This window comes from Wolbachia endosymbiont (group B) of Cyclophora punctaria (assembly GCF_964028235.1).
Classification (GTDB): Bacteria; Pseudomonadota; Alphaproteobacteria; order Rickettsiales; family Anaplasmataceae; genus Wolbachia.
In genome coordinates, this window is the sequence record NZ_OZ034749.1 from 1,405,020 (window position 1) to 1,427,048 (window position 22,029).

14 protein-coding genes, 1 tRNA gene and 1 pseudogene are annotated in these 22,029 nt (G+C 33.8%); 8 read left to right on the forward strand and 8 right to left on the reverse strand.

Features of this window, described 5'->3' with window-relative positions; translation table 11 throughout:
- Positions 1-77 precede the first annotated feature (77 nt).
- The 4 genes from gatA to ABWU33_RS06760 form a co-directional block, all read right to left on the reverse strand.
- Entirely contained in the window at positions 78-1,544 is a 1,467-nt protein-coding gene (gene gatA / locus ABWU33_RS06745; RefSeq protein WP_211907797.1) for an Asp-tRNA(Asn)/Glu-tRNA(Gln) amidotransferase subunit GatA, read from the reverse strand.
- A gap of 200 nt (positions 1,545-1,744) precedes the next feature.
- Positions 1,745-4,117: a DNA topoisomerase (ATP-hydrolyzing) subunit B gene (gene gyrB / locus ABWU33_RS06750; protein WP_211907796.1), complete on the reverse strand. Its 2,373-nt coding sequence runs from the start codon at positions 4,115-4,117 to the stop codon at positions 1,745-1,747.
- A gap of 223 nt (positions 4,118-4,340) precedes the next feature.
- On the reverse strand, positions 4,341-5,573 hold the full coding sequence (locus ABWU33_RS06755; RefSeq protein WP_353280669.1) for a hypothetical protein: 1,233 nt from the start codon (positions 5,571-5,573) through the stop codon (positions 4,341-4,343).
- A 77-nt stretch (positions 5,574-5,650) separates the two neighbouring features.
- Positions 5,651-6,517 (reverse strand): ankyrin repeat domain-containing protein, encoded by an 867-nt coding sequence (locus ABWU33_RS06760; protein WP_250120291.1) that lies wholly within the window; start codon positions 6,515-6,517, stop codon positions 5,651-5,653.
- Between the two features lie 234 nt (positions 6,518-6,751).
- On the opposite strand from ABWU33_RS06760, the gene ABWU33_RS06765 reads away from it, so the two are divergent.
- The 5 genes from ABWU33_RS06765 to plsY all read left to right on the forward strand — a co-directional run bounded on the left by ABWU33_RS06765 (position 6,752) and on the right by plsY (position 11,842).
- A complete protein-coding gene (locus ABWU33_RS06765; RefSeq protein WP_211907793.1) occupies positions 6,752-7,435 on the forward strand; it encodes a phosphatidylserine decarboxylase in 684 nt (227 codons plus the stop codon).
- Positions 7,432-8,217, forward strand: a complete 786-nt coding sequence (locus tag ABWU33_RS06770; RefSeq protein WP_211907791.1) for a CDP-alcohol phosphatidyltransferase family protein — start codon at positions 7,432-7,434, stop codon at positions 8,215-8,217. Before ABWU33_RS06765 ends, ABWU33_RS06770 begins: the two co-directional genes overlap by 4 nt.
- Positions 8,218-8,225: 8 nt before the next feature.
- On the forward strand, positions 8,226-9,560 hold the full coding sequence (locus tag ABWU33_RS06775) for an alanine/glycine:cation symporter family protein (protein ID WP_250120290.1): 1,335 nt from the start codon (positions 8,226-8,228) through the stop codon (positions 9,558-9,560).
- A gap of 2 nt (positions 9,561-9,562) precedes the next feature.
- Complete coding sequence (locus tag ABWU33_RS06780; RefSeq protein ID WP_319606907.1) at positions 9,563-11,029, forward strand: alanine/glycine:cation symporter family protein; 1,467 nt, start codon at positions 9,563-9,565, stop codon at positions 11,027-11,029.
- 237 nt (positions 11,030-11,266) lie between these two features.
- The gene (gene plsY / locus ABWU33_RS06785) at positions 11,267-11,842 is read left to right on the forward strand and encodes a glycerol-3-phosphate 1-O-acyltransferase PlsY (protein WP_211907784.1); all 576 of its coding nucleotides are present in this window, start codon (positions 11,267-11,269) and stop codon (positions 11,840-11,842) included.
- On the opposite strand, the gene ABWU33_RS06790 is transcribed toward plsY, so the two are convergent.
- From ABWU33_RS06790 to ABWU33_RS06800, 3 genes are all read right to left on the reverse strand, one after another.
- Positions 11,837-13,717, reverse strand: coding sequence for a hypothetical protein (locus ABWU33_RS06790; protein WP_250120287.1), 1,881 nt, complete (start codon positions 13,715-13,717; stop codon positions 11,837-11,839). The two genes, plsY and ABWU33_RS06790, sit on opposite strands and share 6 nt — an antisense overlap.
- Positions 13,718-13,772: 55 nt before the next feature.
- Positions 13,773-14,669 carry a cation diffusion facilitator family transporter gene (locus ABWU33_RS06795; RefSeq protein ID WP_250120286.1) on the reverse strand — a complete coding sequence of 299 codons (897 nt, stop codon included), beginning with the start codon at positions 14,667-14,669 and terminating at the stop codon, positions 13,773-13,775.
- A gap of 28 nt (positions 14,670-14,697) precedes the next feature.
- Positions 14,698-14,770: transfer RNA gene (locus tag ABWU33_RS06800), tRNA-Val, on the reverse strand.
- Positions 14,771-15,299: 529 nt separating this feature from the next.
- Between ABWU33_RS06800 and ABWU33_RS08180 the strand changes: the two are divergent.
- Together ABWU33_RS08180 and ABWU33_RS06810 are read left to right on the forward strand one after the other, a co-directional pair.
- Positions 15,300-18,652, forward strand: a pseudogene (locus ABWU33_RS08180) (peptidase M2).
- Positions 18,653-18,990: 338 nt separating this feature from the next.
- Complete coding sequence (locus ABWU33_RS06810; RefSeq protein ID WP_353280671.1) at positions 18,991-20,376, forward strand: collagen-like protein; 1,386 nt, start codon at positions 18,991-18,993, stop codon at positions 20,374-20,376.
- A gap of 297 nt (positions 20,377-20,673) precedes the next feature.
- Here ABWU33_RS06810 and rlmB read toward each other — a convergent pair whose 3' ends face one another.
- A complete protein-coding gene (gene rlmB, locus ABWU33_RS06815) occupies positions 20,674-21,441 on the reverse strand; it encodes a 23S rRNA (guanosine(2251)-2'-O)-methyltransferase RlmB (protein WP_353280672.1) in 768 nt (255 codons plus the stop codon).
- 92 nt (positions 21,442-21,533) lie between these two features.
- Here rlmB and ABWU33_RS06820 point away from each other — a divergent pair, with 92 nt between their 5' ends.
- The gene (locus ABWU33_RS06820) at positions 21,534-22,025 is read left to right on the forward strand and encodes a Smr/MutS family protein (RefSeq protein ID WP_211907769.1); all 492 of its coding nucleotides are present in this window, start codon (positions 21,534-21,536) and stop codon (positions 22,023-22,025) included.
- Positions 22,026-22,029 lie beyond the last annotated feature (4 nt).

Genomic DNA, 22,029 nt, shown 5'->3' on the forward strand with positions numbered 1-22,029 from the left:
ATTTAGCTATAAAAATCAAGCTCTTGTTTCCTATAGCCAAAATAATCATAATGCTATAGTTACTATAAGAAAACATATTACGTAAGGGAATTAACTATTCTGCCACAATTTTGCTCTATCACACTTGCCATATTTAATATTCCAGCTTCATCGTAATAATTTCCAATTACTTGCAAAGCAAGTGGTAAGCCTTCATTTGAGAGCCCAACAGGGACAGAAATAGCAGGTAACCCTGCTAAGCTTGCCGGCACGGTAAACACATCATTGATGCACATAATTAGCGGGTCTGGCTTTTCATTTAAGCCAAAAGCTTCTGTTGGAGCAGATGGCACAAGTATGTAATCTATTTTTTCAAACGCTTTTATAAAATCATTTCTAATTAATGCCCTAATGCACTGTGCTTTTTCATAATACTCATTGTAATGACCTGAAGAAAGCGCATAAGCACCAATTAAAATTCTCCTTTTCACTTCTTTACCAAAACCTTCTGCTCTTGTTAGCGAATACATTTCTTCAAGGGTATCAGCATCAACCCTGAATCCGTAACGTACACCATCATAGCGAGCAAGGTTAGATGAAGTTTCAGCAGAACAAATTAGATAGTAAACCGGTATCGCATATTTAGTATGAGGCAGAGTAATGTCAACAACTTCAGCACCATTTTCTTTTAAATTGGAAGAAACTTTTTCCCAATGATGAACGATTTCTTCTGAAATTCCATCCATTCTATATTCTTTTGGTATACCAATGCGCTTACCCTTGATATCACCATTTATAAGATTAGAGAATTTAGGAACTGGTCTTTCGCTCGATGTTGAATCTTTTTCATCATAGCCACAAATTGTTTCCAGCATTAACGCTGAATCAGAAACGGAACGAGTAATTACTCCTGCTTGATCAAGAGAGCTCGCAAATGCAATCATACCAAAACGCGAACACCTTCCATAAGTTGGCTTTATTCCCACTACTCCGCAATAAGCTGCTGGTTGACGTACAGACCCACCAGTATCGCTTCCTAATGCTCCAGCGCATAAAAACCCAGCAACTGATGCTGCAGATCCACCAGATGATCCACCAGGAACAACTTTTTCTCCGTCACTTTTTCTAATCCATACATTTTTAACAGGACCAAAATAGCTATTTGTGTTCGCAGAGCCCATAGCAAATTCATCCATGTTAAGTTTACCAAGCATGGCTGCTCCACTTTTTAAAAGCACATTAGATACCGTAGATTCATAAGTCGGGATGAAATTTTCCAGCATTTTTGAGCATGCTGTTGTTTTTATTCCTTGTGTACAGAATAAATCTTTAACACCAACTGGTATGCCCATAAGTGATGAAATATTATCTTTTTGTTTAAAAAAGTATTCATCTGCTATTTTAGCAGCTTTTATCGCGATTTCTGGGGTTTTTGTTACAAATGCATTCAGTTGCTCATTTTCGACTGCATTAACATGCGTCTCTACAAGCTCAACAGCAGAAAAATCCCCCCGCCTTAGTCCATCATGCATCTCTGTAATAGTGAGCCTTCTCAATTCATTCATTAATATTCAATTTTAGCGAGGTATTAATTATAACAACAGTAGGGCAGAAAATCTATATATTTATGATCGAAAATAGGAATACAATCGAGATCAATTCAGATTTCTGAAATAGACTGATTAGTAGTACGTTTTAAATGTTGTGTTGGCACACAATGCTGGAATCACAAGCCCTAAGGGCCTTCATATCTAGATTTCTAAAATCAAATATCAATATCATGCACGTTAAGTGCATTGTTATTTATAAAGTCACGACGTGGTTCAACTATATCACCCATTAGCACCGAGAATATGCTATCTGCTTCCTCACAATCTTTTATTTCAACTTTTAACAGAGTTCTAGTTTCTGGATTGAGTGTAGTTTCCCAAAGCTGATCAGCATTCATTTCACCAAGGCCTTTAAATCTCTGCAGAGTTAAACCTTTCTTACCATAATCCATCACTATTTTTGCGAGTGCACTTGGAGACTTTATTTTTATTTCAGTTTCTTGCGACTGTAAAAATGAATCACCATTAAATAAGTCAATTATGTTCTCAAGAGAACTCAATATATTCCGTATTTCTTTGCTTTCAAGCATACTAAGCGAGAATACATATTTGTCTGCTAACCCTTGAAACAATTTAGCAATGTGAATTTCCTCATCTTTTACTTCTACTTCCCAATTATATTCACTATACATCAATTTTAAATATTTTAATATCTCATCAGCAGACAATAGAGCATTCTTTTTGCTTAAAATTAGCAATGATTCTAAGAGATCTTTTGGTATTTCCCTATCATAATTTTTGCTAATGTTTGAAATACTGAGGCACTTATTCAAAACGAAACGCAAATCTTTGCCTACACCATTTAATGTTAATTTTTTAATCGCTGAATTTACTATATACTCTTCAAAAGTTTCATCATCTTTGATATAAGTATCTTTAGCATTTTTTGTAACTTTATAGAGCGGTGGCTGCGCTATGTATAAATATCCTTTTTCAATTACTTCACGCATATGTCTAAAAAAGAAAGTTAGAATCAAAGTTCTTATATGCGAGCCATCAACATCTGCGTCTGTCATAATGATAATTTTATGATACCTAGTTTTTTCAATATCGAAGTGCTCACTCCCTATTCCAGCTCCAATTGCCGTGATCAGAGAGCCAATTTCTGCAGATGAAAAAATACGATCCAGCCCTGCACGTTCTACGTTTAGAATTTTCCCTCTTAAAGCAAGTACCGCCTGTGTTTTACGATTACGTCCCTGCTTTGCAGTACCACCTGCGGAATTACCCTCTACTATAAACAATTCCGATAACTCAGGAACTTTTTCCTGACAATCAGCAAGCTTTCCAGGTAGAGTTGCAATATTAATATTGTTTTTATTTTTAACTAACTCTCGTGCTTTTCTTGCGGCTTCTCTTCCTTTTGCTGACCTAATCGCTCTTTCTACTATACTTGCTGCTAACTTGGGGTCAGTTTCAAGTATTGTACTCAACTTGTCAAAAACTATGCTCTCTACAACTGCCCGCGCTTCAGAACTGACCAATTTATCTTTTGTCTGTGAAGAAAATTTAGGATCAGGCATCTTGAGAGATAAAACACAAGTTAAGCCTTCTCTAACATCTTCTCCAGTCAAATTCACTTTTGCCTTCTTCAAAAAACCTTCATTGTTTGCATAGTTATTGATACATCTGGTTAGTGCAGATCTAAACCCCGCCAAATGCGTACCACCATCCCGTTGTCTTATATTATTTGTGAAGCATAGCATATTCTCATAGTAGGAATCATTCCACTCCATTGATATTTCTACACTGGTACCTAGATCTTTTACATTATCTCTAATGCTGGCAATTTTAGTAACATGTGTCTTATTCTTGTCTAAGTACCGTACAAAATTAGCTGTACCAAAATTATCTTCAGACTCTTTACTATCGTTAAAATGAGACTTTACATGTGGTTTATTACGGAGATCACACAAAATGATCTCAATATTTGAGTTTAAAAATGCCAATTCTCTGATGCGACTCTCAAGAGTGGAGTAACTAAAATCAATACTACTAAAAGTCCCCGTTGATGGCATAAACGTTACTCTAGTTCCTCTTTTATTTGTGTTTTCATTAATTACCTTTAAAGATTCAATAGACTCACCATCTTCAAAGCGCATAAAATGTTCTTTTTTATTGCGCCAGATGGTTAATTCCAGCCAACTAGATAACGCATTAACAACTGAAATTCCAACACCATGTAATCCTCCAGAAACCTTATAGGTATTGCTGTCAAATTTACCTCCTGCATGTAATTGGGTCATTATCACTTCTGCTGCTGATATCCCTTCCTCTGGGTGAATGTCTGTTGGAATGCCACGACCGTTGTCGGTTACAGAAACTGAACCATCTTCATTTATGCTAACTTCAATCTTACTGCAATACCCAGCCAAAGACTCATCTATCGCATTGTCAACAACCTCATACACCATATGGTGCAAGCCTGATCCATCATCAGTGTCACCAATATACATACCCGGACGCTTTCTCACAGCATCAAGACCTCTTAGGATTTTTATTGCGTCAGCGTTGTAGTTACTTTCCATGGAATTGCTTTATTTATAAATTATTAATTAATATTACATTTGTATGTGCTGATTAGCAACATCTTTAAGTTGAGAGAAGGATCCTTGACATATAGATAAAACATAACATATCTACCTACACGAAGTGGTTTTACATGTTATTTCAATACATAAACTTAAGTTCAAATAATCATACAAAACTCTGCTTCATATTTCAAGATAAATGGCTACAATCAAATACAATTTACCTTCTCCTTTCAATTGGACTTTCTAGCTCAACACAGGATAAGTTGCTCATACACTCTTCTAATATTTCATTCTTTTCATCATTGTTTAATCTATTGCTGAACTCTTGACACCTTCTCTCAAGAGCTGAACGCGTAGTCATAATATACCTTACTGTTTCAGATGATAACTCTGGTAACTCGCTACGGATCCTTTCTTGTTCTGTTCCAGAGAAATTGGTGAAATTGGCTCTGGCCATTTCAGGGAATTTTTGTGTGATCGTTTCTTTTATCATTACTCTAGCCTCTTCTCCATCGAGTGTAATAACCACTGATGGATGTAAGCCAGATAAAGACTCAAATAATTTATTGTATGTTCCACCTGCACAACTTTGACCTTGATTACCGTAAGTTGTTGCAGCGTCTACAAGACCTTTTAAAAACATACCTTTTCTGTTTTTTATGTCTTCATCATTCAAAGGAGTTCTTTGATTCTCTGTTCCTGTATTTCTATCATTGCAGGCTTTCCAACATAAAATAGCTGCTTGCTTTAGTGTTAACTTACTATGATTGTCTTTAAAATTATCTCCTGTTCTATTGATAAATCTTAAGCATTCAAGTGCATGAGATTTATCGCCTTCTGTAAATTCATTTGACTGTTTGATGTACTCTTCAATGTCGGTTGTGTTGCCTCTATTTAGCTGTACATAGAATTCATCTTTGCTTAAATTCTCTTTATACTTTTCTATGAGTCTATCAACACTCAAGTTTATACTAGCAACTGCACTTGGGTCATGAGTAGTTTGTGCCATAAAAGGAATGGCTGCTAAATCTTGAAAGAAAATAGGCCTTTCTTCCTCTGGAATTTGTTGTATTAAATCGTTAAACTGCTGTATTTCTTCAATGAGTGATTTGTTTAGCAACCATAAGCACAATATAGGCAGTACCAAAAGCACACAGGAATTAATAATGTGTATAATTAAAAAAATGCTTAATGTTATTCTAATAACATTTTTTGGCCACGCTGATAATCTTTTTTCATTTTCCCTTGGTTTGAAAAAATAATTTACTAATGATAAATACAAAGAGAGCTGTAAAAGAAGAAAAAATGAAGGAATTATACTTACTAATAAAACTATATTAATGAATCTTTTAATCTTATTAGTGTTGTTGTAAGCATTTTGCACTCTTTCTATTAAAGCCTGTACTCTATTTCTATTTTGCTGTTGATTATTATTTTGAACTGCAAACATAACACACACCCTATTTTAACATTAATATGTCATGCTATAGAAAGAATGTAAATAAAGCAAGGAATTTAGAGCTGCTTTTATTTTTGTTTGATTGGGGATACCACTTCTATACTTTCCGCTCCATCTAAGTTACTATTTGGTTTTTCTACAGTAATCTTGGGAGTTACTTTATTCTCGATATCTGCTCCATATGAGCTAAGTACTTCAATGGCCTTTTCATTTCCACTATTGAGTGCAATATCCAAGGCATCCATTCCAGCTTTATTTTTGTGGTTGATAAAATTCTTCAACCGATCTCTACCAAAGCTTTCTATATATTGTTTAATAATGAGTTCCACTACTTTTCCAGGACAATTATTAGCAGCAGGAAAAAGTATTGTGTTGTTATTATTATCTTTTTTCGTTATGTCTGCTTTGAGTTTATTTATCAAATACTCGATAACTTCTACTCTGCTATCATCCTTTGCTTCAGTGCATTGCCTAATAGCTAAAAATAAAGCTGTACGCCCATTATTATCAATATCTTCAATATTCTGTCCCTTGTCAACTAAGGCTTGTATTATACTTTTATTTCCATATAAAGTAGCAAGGTGAAAAGGTGTATGTCCTTCAGTGCTTTCTCTTTCATCAATTGACGCACCATTGCTAGCTAGCAATTCTATAAACTCTGGCGTGTTTGCAAAAATTGCAAGGTGCATTGGTGTTAAGTCATCTTTGCCATGATTTCCAGTTTTTGCGTTAAAGTTTGCTCCGTTATTTATCAGCAATTTCGCTATTTCAAACTGCTTATACCCGATAGCAATATGTAGTGGTGTACGATTACGTTCATAATTATCATTGACATTTGCACCAAACTTTATTAGCAGCTCTGTAGCTTCAATATCACCCATCCGAATTGCAGAGTATAAGGAAGGAGATTCATCTTTTTCTATTTCCCCTGTCATACGAAATTACGAACATAATAATTCATACATTATTAAGAATTATTATTAAGTTTCTATTAAAATAATATTAACAATAGCTAAAAATCTTTAATTTTTATTAAAAATTTAATACCCATCAATGATTATATAAGCAAATGCTTATATAATCATTCCAAAAGTGAAGCAGTGAAAAAAAGCTTTTCATGAGAAATTATAAATGATAAATTGTTAATAATGAATTATCGAGAATAAATTATGTGCTTTGGTTTACCTAACATAAACAGAGAAGGTTATTTATTTATAGTTGTTTCCTTTATCGTAACATGTATAGCATTCTCTATATCTTGGGGAGCTGGAATTACTTGCTTATTTCCAACGTTATTATGTACCTATTTTTTTCGTGATCCAGCAAGAGCTGTACCAAACAATAAGGACTTTATATTAAGTCCTGCTGATGGTGTAATTTCAAAGATAGAAGAAGTTAGTTACTCTTTATCAGAAGAGAATGAAGAAGAAAAGAAATTTACACTTGTCAGCATATTTCTAAGCGTTTTGAATGTCCATGTGAATCGTATACCAATATCTGGTACGATAAAGGAAATGAACTATAAAAAAGGCAAGTTTGTTTCTGCAATGAGTAATAGATCCAGTAATGAAAATGAAAAGCAGATTATTGTGATTGAATATGAAAAGGGAAAAGAAATCATTGTGGAACAAATAGCTGGATTTATTGCACGCCGCATTGTTTGTAATTTGAGGACATCTCAGAGCGTAAAAGCAGGTGAAAGATTTGGAATTATAAGATTTGGTAGCAGAGTAAATATTTATATTCCTATTGGTATAGAAGTAAGAGTTTCAGAAGGACAAACTGTTATTGGCGGTGAGACAGTTATAGCAGATTTTAATAAACAAGAGAAGCTTACTTTTGATGTTATATGAATAACGATGAAAGTAACAGTAAATTTTTACCTATTACCAAGTTATTCCCAAACTTTATAACTTTATTAGGTTTATGTGCTGGCCTTACTTCACTTAAATTCACATTTAATGAACAATGGGAATTTTCAGCAATTTTTATTATCATTGCAGCAATAATAGATGGAATGGACGGCAGGATAGCCAGAATTTTAAAATCAACTAGCGATTTTGGAGCACAACTCGATTCTTTTGCAGATTTTCTAAATTTTGGTTCAGCACCTGCTTTTCTTTTATATTTTTGGAAGTTAAATGAAATTAAAGTTGTAGGATGGATTTTAGTAATGATATATGTAATCTGCATATCAATAAGACTTGCAAGATTCAATGTTTCGCTACATTTAGAGCAATTATACTGGAAAAAATTTTTCTTTTCCGGTGTTCCAGCTCCTGTATGTGCTTTACTCGCTCTGTTACCAATAATTATTACCTTTCAATCTCATGAAAGTGAATATCTACTTCTTATAGAGCAATTTTTTAACGTAAAGAATACAGCTTGTTACTTTTTGACCATCTCATTTTTTTCGATAAGTCATATTCCAACTTTCTCTGCAAAATACATTTATGTCCCTAAAAGTTTATCCTATATATTTGTGTCATTTTTTGGAATATTGATCATATTTTTTATAAGTAAGCCCTGGATAACACTACCAATTTTAGGTGCAGTTTATATCTTGACTATTCCAATAAGTACCGGACTTTATATACATTACGCATATAAAACTAGCCAGCTATATAAAAAATAGTGAGCAGCATGATTATAAAAGTAACTGATCTATTAAACTCTTTTTTATATATAAAGATATTCAACATACCATTTATAATTATTTGGGTAATTGCAACTGGGGTTTTTTGTACGATTCGATTCAAATTCATTAACTTTAGGTTGTTCAAATATGGGATACAAACACTATTCAACCTAGAGAGCCATAATAATAACGGCATAATCACCCACATTCAGGCATTTGCAACGGTAATTTCAGGAACAGTTGGTCTTGGAACAATATCAGGAGTTGCAATAGCTATTACAATAGGGGGGCCAAGTGCAGTTTTTTGGATGATAATTACCGGGGTACTTGGCATGTCAATAAAATTTGCTGAAGTAGTGCTTGCATTTACTCATCGCTCTGAAAACACAACTGGTGGGGCTTTTTATTATATGGAACATGGATTTGCAAAGATTGGATTTATGAAGACTGGCAAATTCCTTGCATTTATCTACGCAGTTATGCTGCTTGTTGCAATGATTCTAGGCGGCATACCATTTCAGGCAAATCAAATTACAGCGTTGTCAAGTAACTTATTTGAATACAACACATCTGTTATTATCTCGCTATTTGTATTAATTGTAATACTGGGAGGAATAAAGCGAATTGCTTTAGTTGCAACAGGTTTAGGACCGATCATGATAATGTTATATATAGGCATGTGTATATATTTAATCTGTGTAAACGGAAATAATCTACTGAATGCTCTATCTATAATATTTCAAGATATCTTTAACAAATCAGCTATAGGAGGTGGAGTATTGAGTGGATTAATAGCAGGGGTAAGAAGGTCAGTGTTTGCTAATGAAGCAGGTACTGGAACAGCAGCTATAGCACATTCGATTGTAAAAGAGAAAGACCCAGTTAAAGTTGGAAGTGTTGCAATGATTGCACCATTTGTAGACACAATATTAGTCTCATTTTTGACTGGTATTGTGATAATTATTACCGATATGCATATCACTAATACCGTAGGTGATATTACGTTAGTTAGCTCAGCATTTTCAACAGCCTTACCTTTATTTAGCAAGCTAGCTCTTCCGCTGATAATGTTTTCCTTTGCATTTTCCACAATAATAGCTTACTATTACTACTGTGAAGTTGCCCTAGTGTACTTATTTGGTAACAAAAAAGTACTGATATTGTTTCAGTTTTTTATAGTGGGTTCAGTGTATATCAGCTGTATATCAAAAAATATAGAATTTATATCTTATTTAGGTGATAGCCTGTTTATGTGCCTTATGATTCCAAATGCTGTTGCGATATATCTACTGAGAAGGGAAGTCTTAAATACAATAGATTCTTATTACAAAAGGTATTAAACATGATTTATAGAATGCTTTATATAGTGTTATTTTGCCTACCATTTAATGATGTATACGCTGCTTCAGTTTTTCATAAAAGTTATGACACTGCATTAAATGGAGTAAGCAACTTCATGAATGAAGTGTTGTTTTTCAAGATCTTTCACGTACCATTTATAATTCTTTTATTGGCCTTTGGTTATATATTTCTAACACTACGTTTTAGATTTCTCAACATAAGGATGTTTAAGCATGCGTTCGCTATTTTATGTGGAAAATATGACACAGATCATCATGATGGTCACATTACGCATTTTCAGGCATTTGTAACCGCGCTGTCAAGCACAGTAGGTCTTGGAACTGTTGCTGGTGTTGCAATCGCAATTTCAGTGGGAGGGCCAGGAGCGGTACCTTGGATGATGATTACAGGTTTTTTTGGTATGTCTGCAAAGTTTGCTGAAGTAACTTTAGCATTCAGACACAGAACAGAAGGCCAGGAGCAGTTATTCAGTGGTCCCTTTCAATATATAAGAAATGGACTAGAGAAATTTGGATTCAAGAAACTTGGTATTGTCCTAGCTGCAATATATGCAGTGTTTTTTGTATTATCAGGTCTTGGTGGAAGTGTGGCATTTCAGACTAACCAAATGGTTTCAATATTATCTGGCTATTCAAATTGGATAGATGGTCATCCTTGGTTTCTCTCTTCCATAATTTCTACATTACTTGCTCTAGTGATTATCGGTGGAATCAGGAGAATAGCTAAAGTCTCTTCTGCGCTGGTGCCTATTATGTCACTCATATATATTTTGAGTTGTTTCACGATTATTGCATTCAATATTCACAATTTTAGCAATACATTAAAAATATTGTTTTCAAGTATGATAGACTTCAATGCTGTTGGTGGAGGAGTAGTAGGAGCATTTGTTGCTGGAATTCAAAGAGCAATTTTTGCCAGTGAAGCAGGTGTTGGTTCTGCTGCAATCACTCACGCGGTAGCTAAAGATGAGGAGCCAGTTAGAACTGGGCTGGTTGCGATGATAGAACCATGCTTTGATACAATGTTAATTTGTTGCTTGACAGGAATAACAATAGTAATAACAGGTGCATACCAGACCGGCATTGGCGAGGGAATATTGATCACCCAAAAAGCATTTGAAACAGTTTCTTCTTGGTTTCCTATACTTTTAACCATCGCTGCTCCTTTGTTTGCCTTTTCCTCAGTAATTTCATTTGTATATTGTTGTGAAATGGGATGGCTGTATTTGTTTGGTGTAAAAAGTGTAGTAATATATCGTATAGCGGTGGTGGTAGTTGCATTTTTGTCAGGTTTGTCTAAAGATATAATGGCTATTGCTAATATTGGTGGGGCTTTATTCTCTTGTTTAGCACTCATCAATATGACAGCACTTATACTGTTTAGCAATCAGATTAACAATGAAGTCCAATGTTATCTAAAAAGGCTAAGGAATAATAAAATTAATTAAATTCTGGCATATGAAGGTACAACAACAGATGTCATTCCAGTACCATCTTCTTTTCATAGCAAAACTCCCTTTTGTCATCCCAGTGCGTGACACTGGGATCTATTTTGCATATAGTTCCACCGTAGTGTTATATTTTAATGTAAAATTTTATATTTATCTACTAAATTCGTTTGCGAATAAAGTTCGCTGGATCCCAGTGTCACGCACTGGGATGACAAGAGAGAGGATGCTAGAATAATGGAGAAATATATAATTCTTATATTATCCTACATACTAGGTTCAATACCGTTTAGCTTAATTATTGCAAAAATAAATGGTATAAATTTAAGAGAAGTAGGTTCAGGAAACATTGGTGCTACAAATGTTGCAAGAACAGGAAATAAGAGACTTGCTGTCCTCGCATTATTTTTAGACTCTTTGAAAGGATTTGTCGCGGTTTATACAGCACAACAATTTTGTGATAATAACGATTTTTATATATATGTATCTGCAATTTTAGCAGTTCTAGGGCATATGTTTCCTATTTGGCTAAGGTTCAATGGAGGAAAAGGGGTTGCAACAACTTTGGGAGCTTTGATAGCACTTAACATTTCTATAGCATTAGCATTTGTACTTGTATGGCTAATAGTATTTTTTATCTTTCGGTACTCCTCTCTTGCTTCCTTGGCTGCTACTGCAGCAGCTGTTATAGCATCTTTCTTTTTTCAAAAGGAGTTATTCCTTATACTACTCACTGTAGCGATATTAATTTTCTTGAAGCATTACAAAAATATTGCAAATCTTCTGCAAGGCAGAGAGCATAAGTTTTTATAAGCGATGAGATGTTAAATCACTGACACTTAAACTACGAGATAAACTGCTTGATGGTATTATTTTATCTTCTTTATTTAAGATTGTAATTTTTACTCTTGTTATACTCTCTAATTCTTGAGGTATTAAAAATTCATCTTCAATGAATCTTTGCTTCACTTCTTGTATTTGTTCATAAAGTGTGGTTACATTGCGCTTATTTTGATTATAAATATCTTCAATCTCTATCTCTAGCCTGTGTGAAGCTTCTTTTTTTAACATGTTATTTATCACTGCTTCTGTTATTGCTAGCTTTTCTTGTAGAATTTTCTTTATTTCTTCTTTATCGTCTCTGCTATTTTTACTCAGTTCTGTGTATACCCTATAACACCTTTTCTCTAGTGGTAACATTCTTAAACTATCTAACATTCTGTCCACTTGACCTTCAACCGTCTTCTCAGCTTTTAGCCTAAATTCCTTAATTTCTTTCTCTATTACCTTATCAGCTATTCTCTTAGCTTCATCCAAAGATGAATCCTGGAGAGAAAAATCTGTTTTAAGTAAATCACACTTTAAAAGCTTCAAAAAGACTTTTCCTTTGATATTTTCAATTTGATTATCTAAATCATGATCTTGTAATTTATTTCTTATGTATTGATTCAATTTAGAATGCTCTAATTTATTTAACTTTACAGAGTTAATATTTTTCATTAACGTCAGTACAATTTGTTCACTATATTGAGAAGTAAAACTCAGTAAATTTCTCATTAAGGGAATACTTACTTCTGCAATAAAATCATCAACTACTTTTTGACTTTTATCATCTTCATAATTATTTTGGGCGTTATGCCAAGCCCTAAGAATTTCTTTACTGTTTTTCTTATTTTTTAGCCTGTCTAACATAAACTTACGTGCTTGATTTTCTGCTTCTGTAAGGAGCATTTGTCTAGGTGGTGTAAACTTAATCTCTGGATCGGAATGAATACCCTCTAATGTACTTAACATTCTGTAGATAACACCAGTAAAACATGTGTTAGGAATTCGTTCTTTTCTAGAGAAAGTTTGGCTATCTAGTAAATTTGCAATCAACGCGTCTTTTTTATTTTTTACAGCTTCTCTATCTCCATCATTGCAGGCTCTAAGAACTAACAGAAGAATTTGTCCACCAGTGAAGCCAGAGCTATGTTTCTCATTACCTTTGCAAAAATCTTGCAAAAACATTACTAATTTTCCCTTATTCTCATTACTAAATGGTTGGCCATCAAGCATATGTAAGTGATTTATATATTCAATAAATTCTTTAAATCCCTCATTATTAATAGCGTCTTCTGGTACTGGATCATATTTGCGTATTAACTTACCAATATTATTACTAATATCGTCATTCAATTGATGGGGCAGTAAATGCTCATAAGTACCATCAAACTTATTTGTCATACTGCGAGTATTTTCTTTTATGCCTTCTAAAAAGAAACTTATAGCAGATTTGAGTAACGTAAATGGATTAAAATCCTTTGGCCTTAATTCACTTTGTAATAGAATTAAAACCATTGCAAGTGGTATTGTTGCAAGTAACGAAACAAGTAGAAAAGTAATCGTAAAAGTTAGATATGTTACAGAAGCAAAAAATAAAAGGAAAGATGCTATCTTAATTTTATTTTTCTCAAAAAATATTTCCCAATATTCCTTTTTACTTATTTTTTCCTGCTTTGCAGCTTTTATGTCTTTATAAACGTAAAAAGTTTTTATTTCAGATCTAAAAAACAATGTGGCAAAAGATAAAAAGACATTGGCAGGATTAACTAAAATGCTTAAAGAAACAAAAGCTGCGAAGTAACTTGCTGTCTTTAATCTGTAAGAATCCTTTCCAGGAAATTGTATTTGGGAAATACCTATCATAGCCTACTCTCTATAATATTATGATATTGTAGTAATAACAAATAGCCTATAGATGTCAATGCTTAAGTATTTTACTGTCTACGCACTCATCGTATTCAATTTCAACTGTAGAGTGCGCAATTTCGAACCTATTTAATAGTATTTTTTTTATCTCATACAAAATATTAGTGTGTTGTCCATTTTGCTTTATCTTGGCATGCATAGTAAGTATAAAATAATTATCAGATAGTGACCATGCATGTATATGATGCACATCTATCACTTCAGGTAACTTAGATACAATCTCACTTTTTATCTCCTCAGCAGATACACTCTCAGGTGTACCTTCAAGGAGTATATGGCAAGAATTCTTGAGAATTTTATAGCCACTGTTTAAGATTATTACACTGACAAATACTGACAAAATAGGGTCCACTATTTGCCATCCGGTAAACATGATAATTATGGATGCAAGTATAGCAGCTACAGAACCTAAAATATCTCCGATAACATGCAATACAGCACTTTTTATGTTTATATTACTTTCGCATTTACTATGTAATATAAAAAAGACTATAATGTTAGAGATCAGGCCAAGTGTGGCAATTATTAGCATTACTTTCCATTCAACATTGACCGGACAAATGAATCTCTTTATTGATTCAATTATAATGACCGCTGCAATGAAAAATAGAGTTAAACCATTAACAAATGCTGCAATTATCTGCAATCTGTGATACCCATATGACCTCTGTAAATCAGATTTCTTAGCTGAAAATTTGTGCGCTACCCAGCTTAAAATCAAGGCAAAAAGATCAGTGAGCATATGCCCTGCATCTGATAACAGAGCAAGCGAGTGTGAAATTACTCCACCTACTATCTCCATAAGCATTGTTATTGCAACTATTATTATGGAATAAATTAAGCGCTTGGACTCTGCTATTGAGTGTTTGCCATTGTGCACTGCTGTCATATAAAATCTTTTTATGAGCAAAAAAACGTGGGTAACACTGGGCTCGAACCAGCGACCCCTTGCACGTCAAGCAAGTGCTCTACCAACTGAGCTAATTACCCATCTTAACCTTAGTATAGTGCTTCAGTGAAATGAAAGTCAATTTGCTTTTAGACTTCTTGCTGAATGAAACTCCTTGACAAACCTTCCCACTTTCCTTATCATATCAATAAGAGTATTTATCCTTGTTTTTAATCTCTGCAGATTTAACAACAAAAATTCAGTAAAAAACTCAGATATTTATTGGCAAATTACATAAAATTATAGCGGCTTTTTTTATTTTTCTACATTCAGCCAAATCGCGCTTGTTAGCACATTATCAATTTACATTATTAAAACTCACTACATAGGGATTTTTTTGCCTTTTTTAAAATTGATAAATTTCTTAATATTTATAATTCCGTTACTTGTTAGCAGCCACCTAAGGTTAGCTATAGAATTTTAGCCACATTCTAAATGTTACATATTAAGTTAACTATCTATACTTTTTTATTAAGATATAAATTATACCAATATGAGAATTTACGTTTTTTTCAGATGAGTCACTTTATGCTTGATATTGTAAAGGCTAATAAATTAGAGGTTAGAATTATGACAATCAATCAACAAATAAATAAAAATATAACTAAAGAAGAATACTTTAACAATAAGCATATCATAGAAGTTAAAGATTTAAATATTAAAGTAGAAGTTTATTCTCATAATTTAAGAGCAAGTAAAGTTGCTCACATTGAAAGTGAGATAAGAGAAACAGCTACTAATTTTAAAGATGCATTTAAGCTGGAGCCTGGTAGCTCAGAACAAACGTTCAAAATTTATGTGTTTGATGATAAGGCTGATTACACTCACCTTGGTGGAAGCGAACGTTTTGGTTCTTACCTTGGAGATGAAGGTGGTAAATGTTACTACAAAGGAGAAGCTGATATTTTTGCTGAGATGTATGTCTATCAGCAAGGTGGCGTTCATAACCTTCAGCATGAATTTGCACATGGTTTAACTTACTTGGCTACAGGAGGAAAATCTCTACCTACAGTATTAATGGAGGGAATTGCAGATTACTTTGAACATCATTCAGATCACAAGTTCAATGCTCAAGGGTCAAGCATTGATAAAACTGAAGCCGCAAATTTGGATCTAGGTGGAATTTTAAATTTACAATACTCAGCCAATGGTGAAGAAAACAGTTTAGTGTATAAAACTGGTCATGCGTTGATAATGTACTTACAGGAAAAAGATCCTAGTTTATTAAGAGACTACCTAGATGCTTTACGTCAAGGTAACTCAGATGAATCAAAAAGTTTCTTGAAAGACATAAAAGGACATGATGCTGACTTCAAAAGTTGGCTTGCTGAAAATGATACAGAAACTGCAATGGAACATCTCAACGCTTTGCAAGTTACAAAAGGAGATTTTATAGCAACTGGTCAAGAAATCGTGGGTGGAGAAATTAAAGATGTATCGTATTATAAAGCAAATATAGAAAAAATAGATGGAGAAAACGTTGGAAGTTTTTCTCCTGTAGAACATGTTGCATTTTATGATGTTGCTCGTGCTATTAATAGGGCAACAAATGATAACCTCGATATATCAAAGGAATATCATTTTTTAAAGGTAGTAAAAACTCCTGATGGACAGGATAAACTAACTTACTCTGACCAACAAGGTAATGAATATAAAAACAGTCAAGAGTATAAAAATCAGGCTTTTAGAATATTATCAAAATATGATACAAAAATTAAGAGTGAGGCAGATAAATTCGATAATTTGAATAAAGAACGTGGTGAAATGTATCAAAAATATCATAAAGGAGAGATTACTATTGAAGAGTTACGTAATGAGGAAAATACAAAATACAGACCAGCATTCTTAAAGTTTGATCAACTAAAAAACAAAACAGTTGATGAGATTGAAAATAATCCTCAGGCAGCAAAAATATTAGGAGAGCTGGTCAATATCGATCCAAACTTGATAAGAGGTACAAATCATATTGATCTACAAGAAGGCAAGTTTTTTCTATGCAAGCTCTTGGTCACGGAGATATGGGTGCACTATCTATATATGATGGGAATACAAAGCTTGGAGAGTTGTCGAGCGAATCGGGCTTTTTTAAGCAAGTTGAAGGTCAAACTAAAGAAACTTTTGTTTTTGAGGACATATTGCATAACTTGAATACTCAATATGATGGAGGTGCTTATATGGCAATTACAAAAGAAAACGGTCATTATAAAGCTTCTCTGATAGATGGCAGAACAGTTGAACGTGATGAATACTTTGATGAAGCACATTTACATGAAAATGAATTGTTGCATCCTAGCACTGGACACATTCAAAAAGATTTAGATTCTCTGCTTCTTAGAGGGACCAAAATTCTAAATCATCAGGATTCAAAGCATGCTCAATATTCTGATGAGCAAAGAGAAAGCGGCGTAATCGTAGAAAAAGGAACATTATTGGATGATAAAGGGACTGATAGAACAGACGACGATGTATACGAAGCGGTTGTAAAGCAAGGAGGCGAAAATCTACATGCATTCAAAAATATGGGCTTCTATATCACTGAAGAGATGAAAAATGAAAGAGGTGAAGTTATAAATGAAAGTAACTTGTTCATTCATGATCATGGAAAAAACGTAAGGTTTCAATTGCCAGGCAATGTTACTCACCTAAAATTGGTGGAAAAAGATGGACAATATAAATTAGCACCATCTGATTCTGAAGGAAGAGAATACAGTAGCATACCAGACGAATACAAATATATTGACCCAGTATTTGCACATGAATATGAAAAGAGAGATTATTCTCATAAACATATAAATGTGGGCCTTATAAACTTAGAAAAATATGCCCCTGGTAAACTTTTTACCATTAAACATGATCCAAATGATTATCAGATACAAAGAAACTCGAGTGGTGAAATAGTGAGAATCAACAATCAAAGATATTTCACTAAAGTAAAACTATTTGATGGTGATACTGATGAAGAAATTGGAATGTTATCTAATAATTTCCATAACTTCAAAGGAAAAATATTCTTTTCTGCTGATTATAACTACAGTTATAACGATTTCCTAGCATCTGTTTCTCCTCAAGTTGAAATTGAGGATATGGGAAGTGGAAGTAAAAAAATAACTTTTGATCAAGGCAGTGGCGATATCGGCGATACTAACAGAGACTACACGGACTATCAGAGAATATTCACAAAAGAGAAACAAACCGAAAGTCCAAAAGGGCAAGTAAGTGAAACTAAGACAGAGGTTAACATGAGCCATAGTACTACTAATGTTGTTGCTGAAGAGAGAACTGTATCAAACGACAATAGTGAAATACAGTCTGATCAACCACAAATTCCAACAAGGGCAAAAAGGTCAGCTTCAGTGGAGGAGAAAGAGCAGGTAGTGTTGAAAGACACAATCTTGAAAATAGAAAAGAGCTATGATAGAGATGTAGAAGGAAAGCATAAGGCAAATGTAATCATAGATTATAATGATGTGAAAGCCTTGTATAATAGAGCAGAAGGAGTAGATAAGCAATCTGTGTTAGATTTTTGGAACAAACTGCACACATCAGATTATAAGGTTGGCGCTTTGCCGGAAGACAAGTATTACTTTAAAGATGGCAAATTTCTAATTCACGATAGTGATACGAAAAAGCTTATAGTGTTACCTGAAGATAAGGTATCCATCAAAATAATGAAGGATGGTGATAGTTATAGTTTGGCTATATCAAATGGTAATGGCAAAATAATAAGCAGCATTAGTAAAATAGATAATCCAAATTACGAATTGCTATCAGATTCAAGTCACTTCAGCTTAGAAACACAAGATAACTTTGAGTTATTAGATCAACATCATGAATATAATCTCTATCTAGAGAATGGTTTTGTGAAAATGTTCGACTGCGCAAGCGATCACGTTTATCACGATCATAACTCAGCCTATATCTAATATACAAGGAGGGCCCTGCCCTCTTCTTGTCATTCAAGTAGCTGACACTGGTTCACCTTATGATGGTGTCATACCAGTGCTCAGACACTGGCATCCAGTTAAATTTGCAAGTATAAAAGTAATCAACGTTTCTTATGATGGAAAAATGGATTCCAGTGTCACGCACTGTAATGACACCAAAGGGGCTACTAGGATAACATCGTCTGCTACATACTTAGATCACAAGAGAAGAATTCTGAAGCGAAAAGCCTAAAGGGAATTTTATGCAAAATCTAGTATTTACGGAATTTATATTATTTTCATGCACATTATGGTTTTTATAATTAACAGAGGGTGATATGACTACTACAATAAAAGATGCAGCAGACGATGCTGGTTTTATAACAGCCCTAATGGCATTACAAGGATTTAATGACAAGGTATATATTAAAGCTGCTCCAGCTGATGAAGTTTACACTAAAATAGCTGCTGATACTGCATTTGTTAAAACTACAGATCTTGCAACAAAAGTTGCAGCAAAACCTGTTGTCGATGCTATAACTGCTTCTTCTGATTTTACAAATAAGGTATATATTAAAGCTGCTCCAGCTGATGAAGTTTACACTAAAACTGATGCTAATACTGCATTCGTTAAGGCTACAGAACTTTCAGAAAAAGCTGCAGAAAAAGCCGTTGTCGATGCTATAACTGCTTCTTCTGATTTTACAAATAAGGTATATATTAAAGCTGCTCCAGCTGATGAAGTTTACACTAAAACAGCTGCTGATACTGCATTTGTTAAAGCTACAGAGCTTAAAACAAAAGCTGCAGCGAAAGATGTCGTGGATGCTATAACTGCTTCTTCTGATTTTACAAATAAGGTATATATTAAAGCTGCTCCAGCTGATGAAGTTTACACTAAAACAGCTGCTGATACTGCATTTGTTAAAACTACAGATCTTGCAACAAAAGTTGCAGAACAAGCTGTTGTGGATATTCTAGTTCCTGCTCTTGCAACAGTTGGTACTGATGATACTAAGAAGGTTTACACTAAAGGCACAGTAGATACTAGTTTTGTTAAAACTGCAGATCTTGCAACAAAAGTTGCAGCAAAACCTGTTGTCGATGCTATAACTGCTTCTTCTGATTTTACAAATAAGGTATATATTAAAGCTGCTCCAGCTGATGAAGTTTACACTAAAACAGCTGCTGATACTGCATTTGTTAAAACTACAGATCTTGCAACAAAAGTTGCAGAACAAGCTGTTGTGGATATTCTAGTTCCTGCTCTTGCAACAGTTGGTACTGATGATACTAAGAAGGTTTACACTAAAGGCACAGTAGATACTAGTTTTGCTAAAATTGATGCTTCCAACCTTACAGAAGCAAATCAAAAAGCTTTTGCAAAAGCTATTCTTCCTGCTAAAGATGGCCAAAAATCAATCTTAATAAATGAACTTGGTGAAGCTTTGGATAGGGTTGCAGATGATAAAGCTACCGATAAAGTATATGGTGCTAAAGGTAGTGAAAAGATAGCAAAAGATTTCTTAGCTGATAAAGGATTAAAACCAACGCCTGAAGATGTAGCCACCGAGCTAGCAAAAAACGCAGTTTTTCAAGCTAATAACAAAATTCAAGTAAGTTCTCAAGACCCAGAATTTCAAGCAGCTGTAAAGACAGTAATGTCACAGCCATCCTTCGAGATTCCAATAGATCCAAGTGCACCACTTTCTTGGGATTGGTAATGTAAGTGCCAGTAGATGATATCTCGCTATGTCATTCACTGTTGTCATTCCAGCATGTGATACACAGCTGTACGAACATTATTCTGTAGGAAGATGTCATGCCAGTGCCCAGACACTGGAATCCATTTTTCCATCATAAGAAACGTTGATTACTTTTATACTCGTAAATTTAACTGGATCCCAGTGTCATGCACTGGGATGACATCTTCCAGCTGTGCATGTGAAGCTAAAATGGCATTCTTTTTTCTAGATTCCAACGGTCTTGATAGCAGGCAAGAAGTATATTTTTCATTGCAACTAATTTGCAGTGATTTTTGTTTTAATGTAGATGGAATATAGTCCTATTGCTGCTGCATTTGAAACATTTAGGCTATCAATTACGTTTGACATTGGGATTTTTAAAAGATAATCACAACTTTCTTTCACTAATCTCCGCATTCCTTTCTCTTCAGAACCAAAAACAATTACTCTTTTTTGCCCAAAATTCTTTATTTCATCTATATTTTCCTTTGCATTGCAATCAAACCCATAACACCAGTAGCCTATCTTTTTTAAAGACTCCATCGTCTTTACTATGTTTGTAACGTATATTAGAGGAACAATGTCTAATGCGCCACTTGCTGTTTTTGCGATAGATGCATTTTCGCTTGGTGAATGGTGATACGGTAAAACCAATGCATCAATGTTGAAACAAGCTGAGGTTCTTAAAATCGACCCTATATTGTGTGTATCAGTAATTTGATCTAAAATGACTATAGTAGAGTTTTCACCTGATCTTTCAGCTATTTCTTCAATATTTAAGCTGTGAAAAATAGGAGTAACTTTTAAAGCAATTCCTTGGTGATTTACACCTTTGGGTAAAACATCATTGAACATTTTGTTCTCTACCAGTCGAGCTTTAATGCCCTTACTATCTGCACATTGTTTAATTTCTTTCTCAAATTCTCTGTAGAAATTTTCTGTTACTAACAGTTCTATACACCGCCTATTTTTGTTTCTTAATGCTGAAATACAAGTGTGCTTTCCATATATCCAACAGTTTTCATTAGCTTTTGATGATTTCATCTCATTATTAAAAATCAGATTTTTATAGAGTAAGCAATATTTTACTGTGTTTATATATTGTTGTAAAATTATGCAGTTCAATTAATGAATTTATGTCAGATGATGAGTTAGATTGGCAAAAAAATGTTAAGCCAATAGAATGTGGAAAAGTTACTTTGAAAGTTGATCACAAAGTAAATATAAAATCTATGATTGATAAAGGTGCCTCTAGTTTACAAGAAAATTTTCTTAATACTGATAATGGTGATTCATCATTTTGTCTTGACTACAATACAAAATTAAAGATCGATAGGGGCAAATATTTTATAAGCGATAAACTCGATTTGCACGGCTATAGTATAGATAATGCTTATTGTAAATTGATAGATTTTATTATCAAAAATTATCAAGCAGGGAATAGGTGCTTATTGGTAATTACGGGGCATGGTAATAGTACAGATAAAATAGACACTATAAAGAATAGCTTAAATAAGTGGTTGAATGACACAAAAGTTCGGAATATGATCTTATACTATCAGCAAGCAATAAAAAAACATGGTGGCAAAGGAGCTTTTTATGTCTTATTAAGAAGAAATAAAGGTTAATTTT

Bases quoted from the DNA above. Each gene is read 5' to 3' on its own strand.
- ABWU33_RS06780 (WP_319606907.1), top strand. From the start codon at position 9,563: ATGATTTATAGAATGCTTTATATAGTGTTATTTTGCCTACCATTTAAT.
- gatA (WP_211907797.1), bottom strand. From the start codon at position 1,544: ATGAATGAATTGAGAAGGCTCACTATTACAGAGATGCATGATGGACTA.
- ABWU33_RS06790 (WP_250120287.1), bottom strand. From the start codon at position 13,717: ATGATAGGTATTTCCCAAATACAATTTCCTGGAAAGGATTCTTACAGA.
- ABWU33_RS06770 (WP_211907791.1), top strand. From the start codon at position 7,432: ATGAATAACGATGAAAGTAACAGTAAATTTTTACCTATTACCAAGTTA.
- ABWU33_RS06795 (WP_250120286.1), bottom strand. From the start codon at position 14,669: ATGACAGCAGTGCACAATGGCAAACACTCAATAGCAGAGTCCAAGCGC.
- rlmB (WP_353280672.1), bottom strand. From the start codon at position 21,441: ATGAAATCATCAAAAGCTAATGAAAACTGTTGGATATATGGAAAGCAC.
- ABWU33_RS06755 (WP_353280669.1), bottom strand. From the start codon at position 5,573: ATGTTTGCAGTTCAAAATAATAATCAACAGCAAAATAGAAATAGAGTA.
- ABWU33_RS06820 (WP_211907769.1), top strand. From the start codon at position 21,534: ATGTCAGATGATGAGTTAGATTGGCAAAAAAATGTTAAGCCAATAGAA.
- ABWU33_RS06760 (WP_250120291.1), bottom strand. From the start codon at position 6,517: ATGACAGGGGAAATAGAAAAAGATGAATCTCCTTCCTTATACTCTGCA.
- ABWU33_RS06775 (WP_250120290.1), top strand. From the start codon at position 8,226: ATGATTATAAAAGTAACTGATCTATTAAACTCTTTTTTATATATAAAG.
- ABWU33_RS06765 (WP_211907793.1), top strand. From the start codon at position 6,752: ATGTGCTTTGGTTTACCTAACATAAACAGAGAAGGTTATTTATTTATA.
- plsY (WP_211907784.1), top strand. From the start codon at position 11,267: ATGGAGAAATATATAATTCTTATATTATCCTACATACTAGGTTCAATA.
- gyrB (WP_211907796.1), bottom strand. From the start codon at position 4,117: ATGGAAAGTAACTACAACGCTGACGCAATAAAAATCCTAAGAGGTCTT.
- ABWU33_RS06810 (WP_353280671.1), top strand. From the start codon at position 18,991: ATGACTACTACAATAAAAGATGCAGCAGACGATGCTGGTTTTATAACA.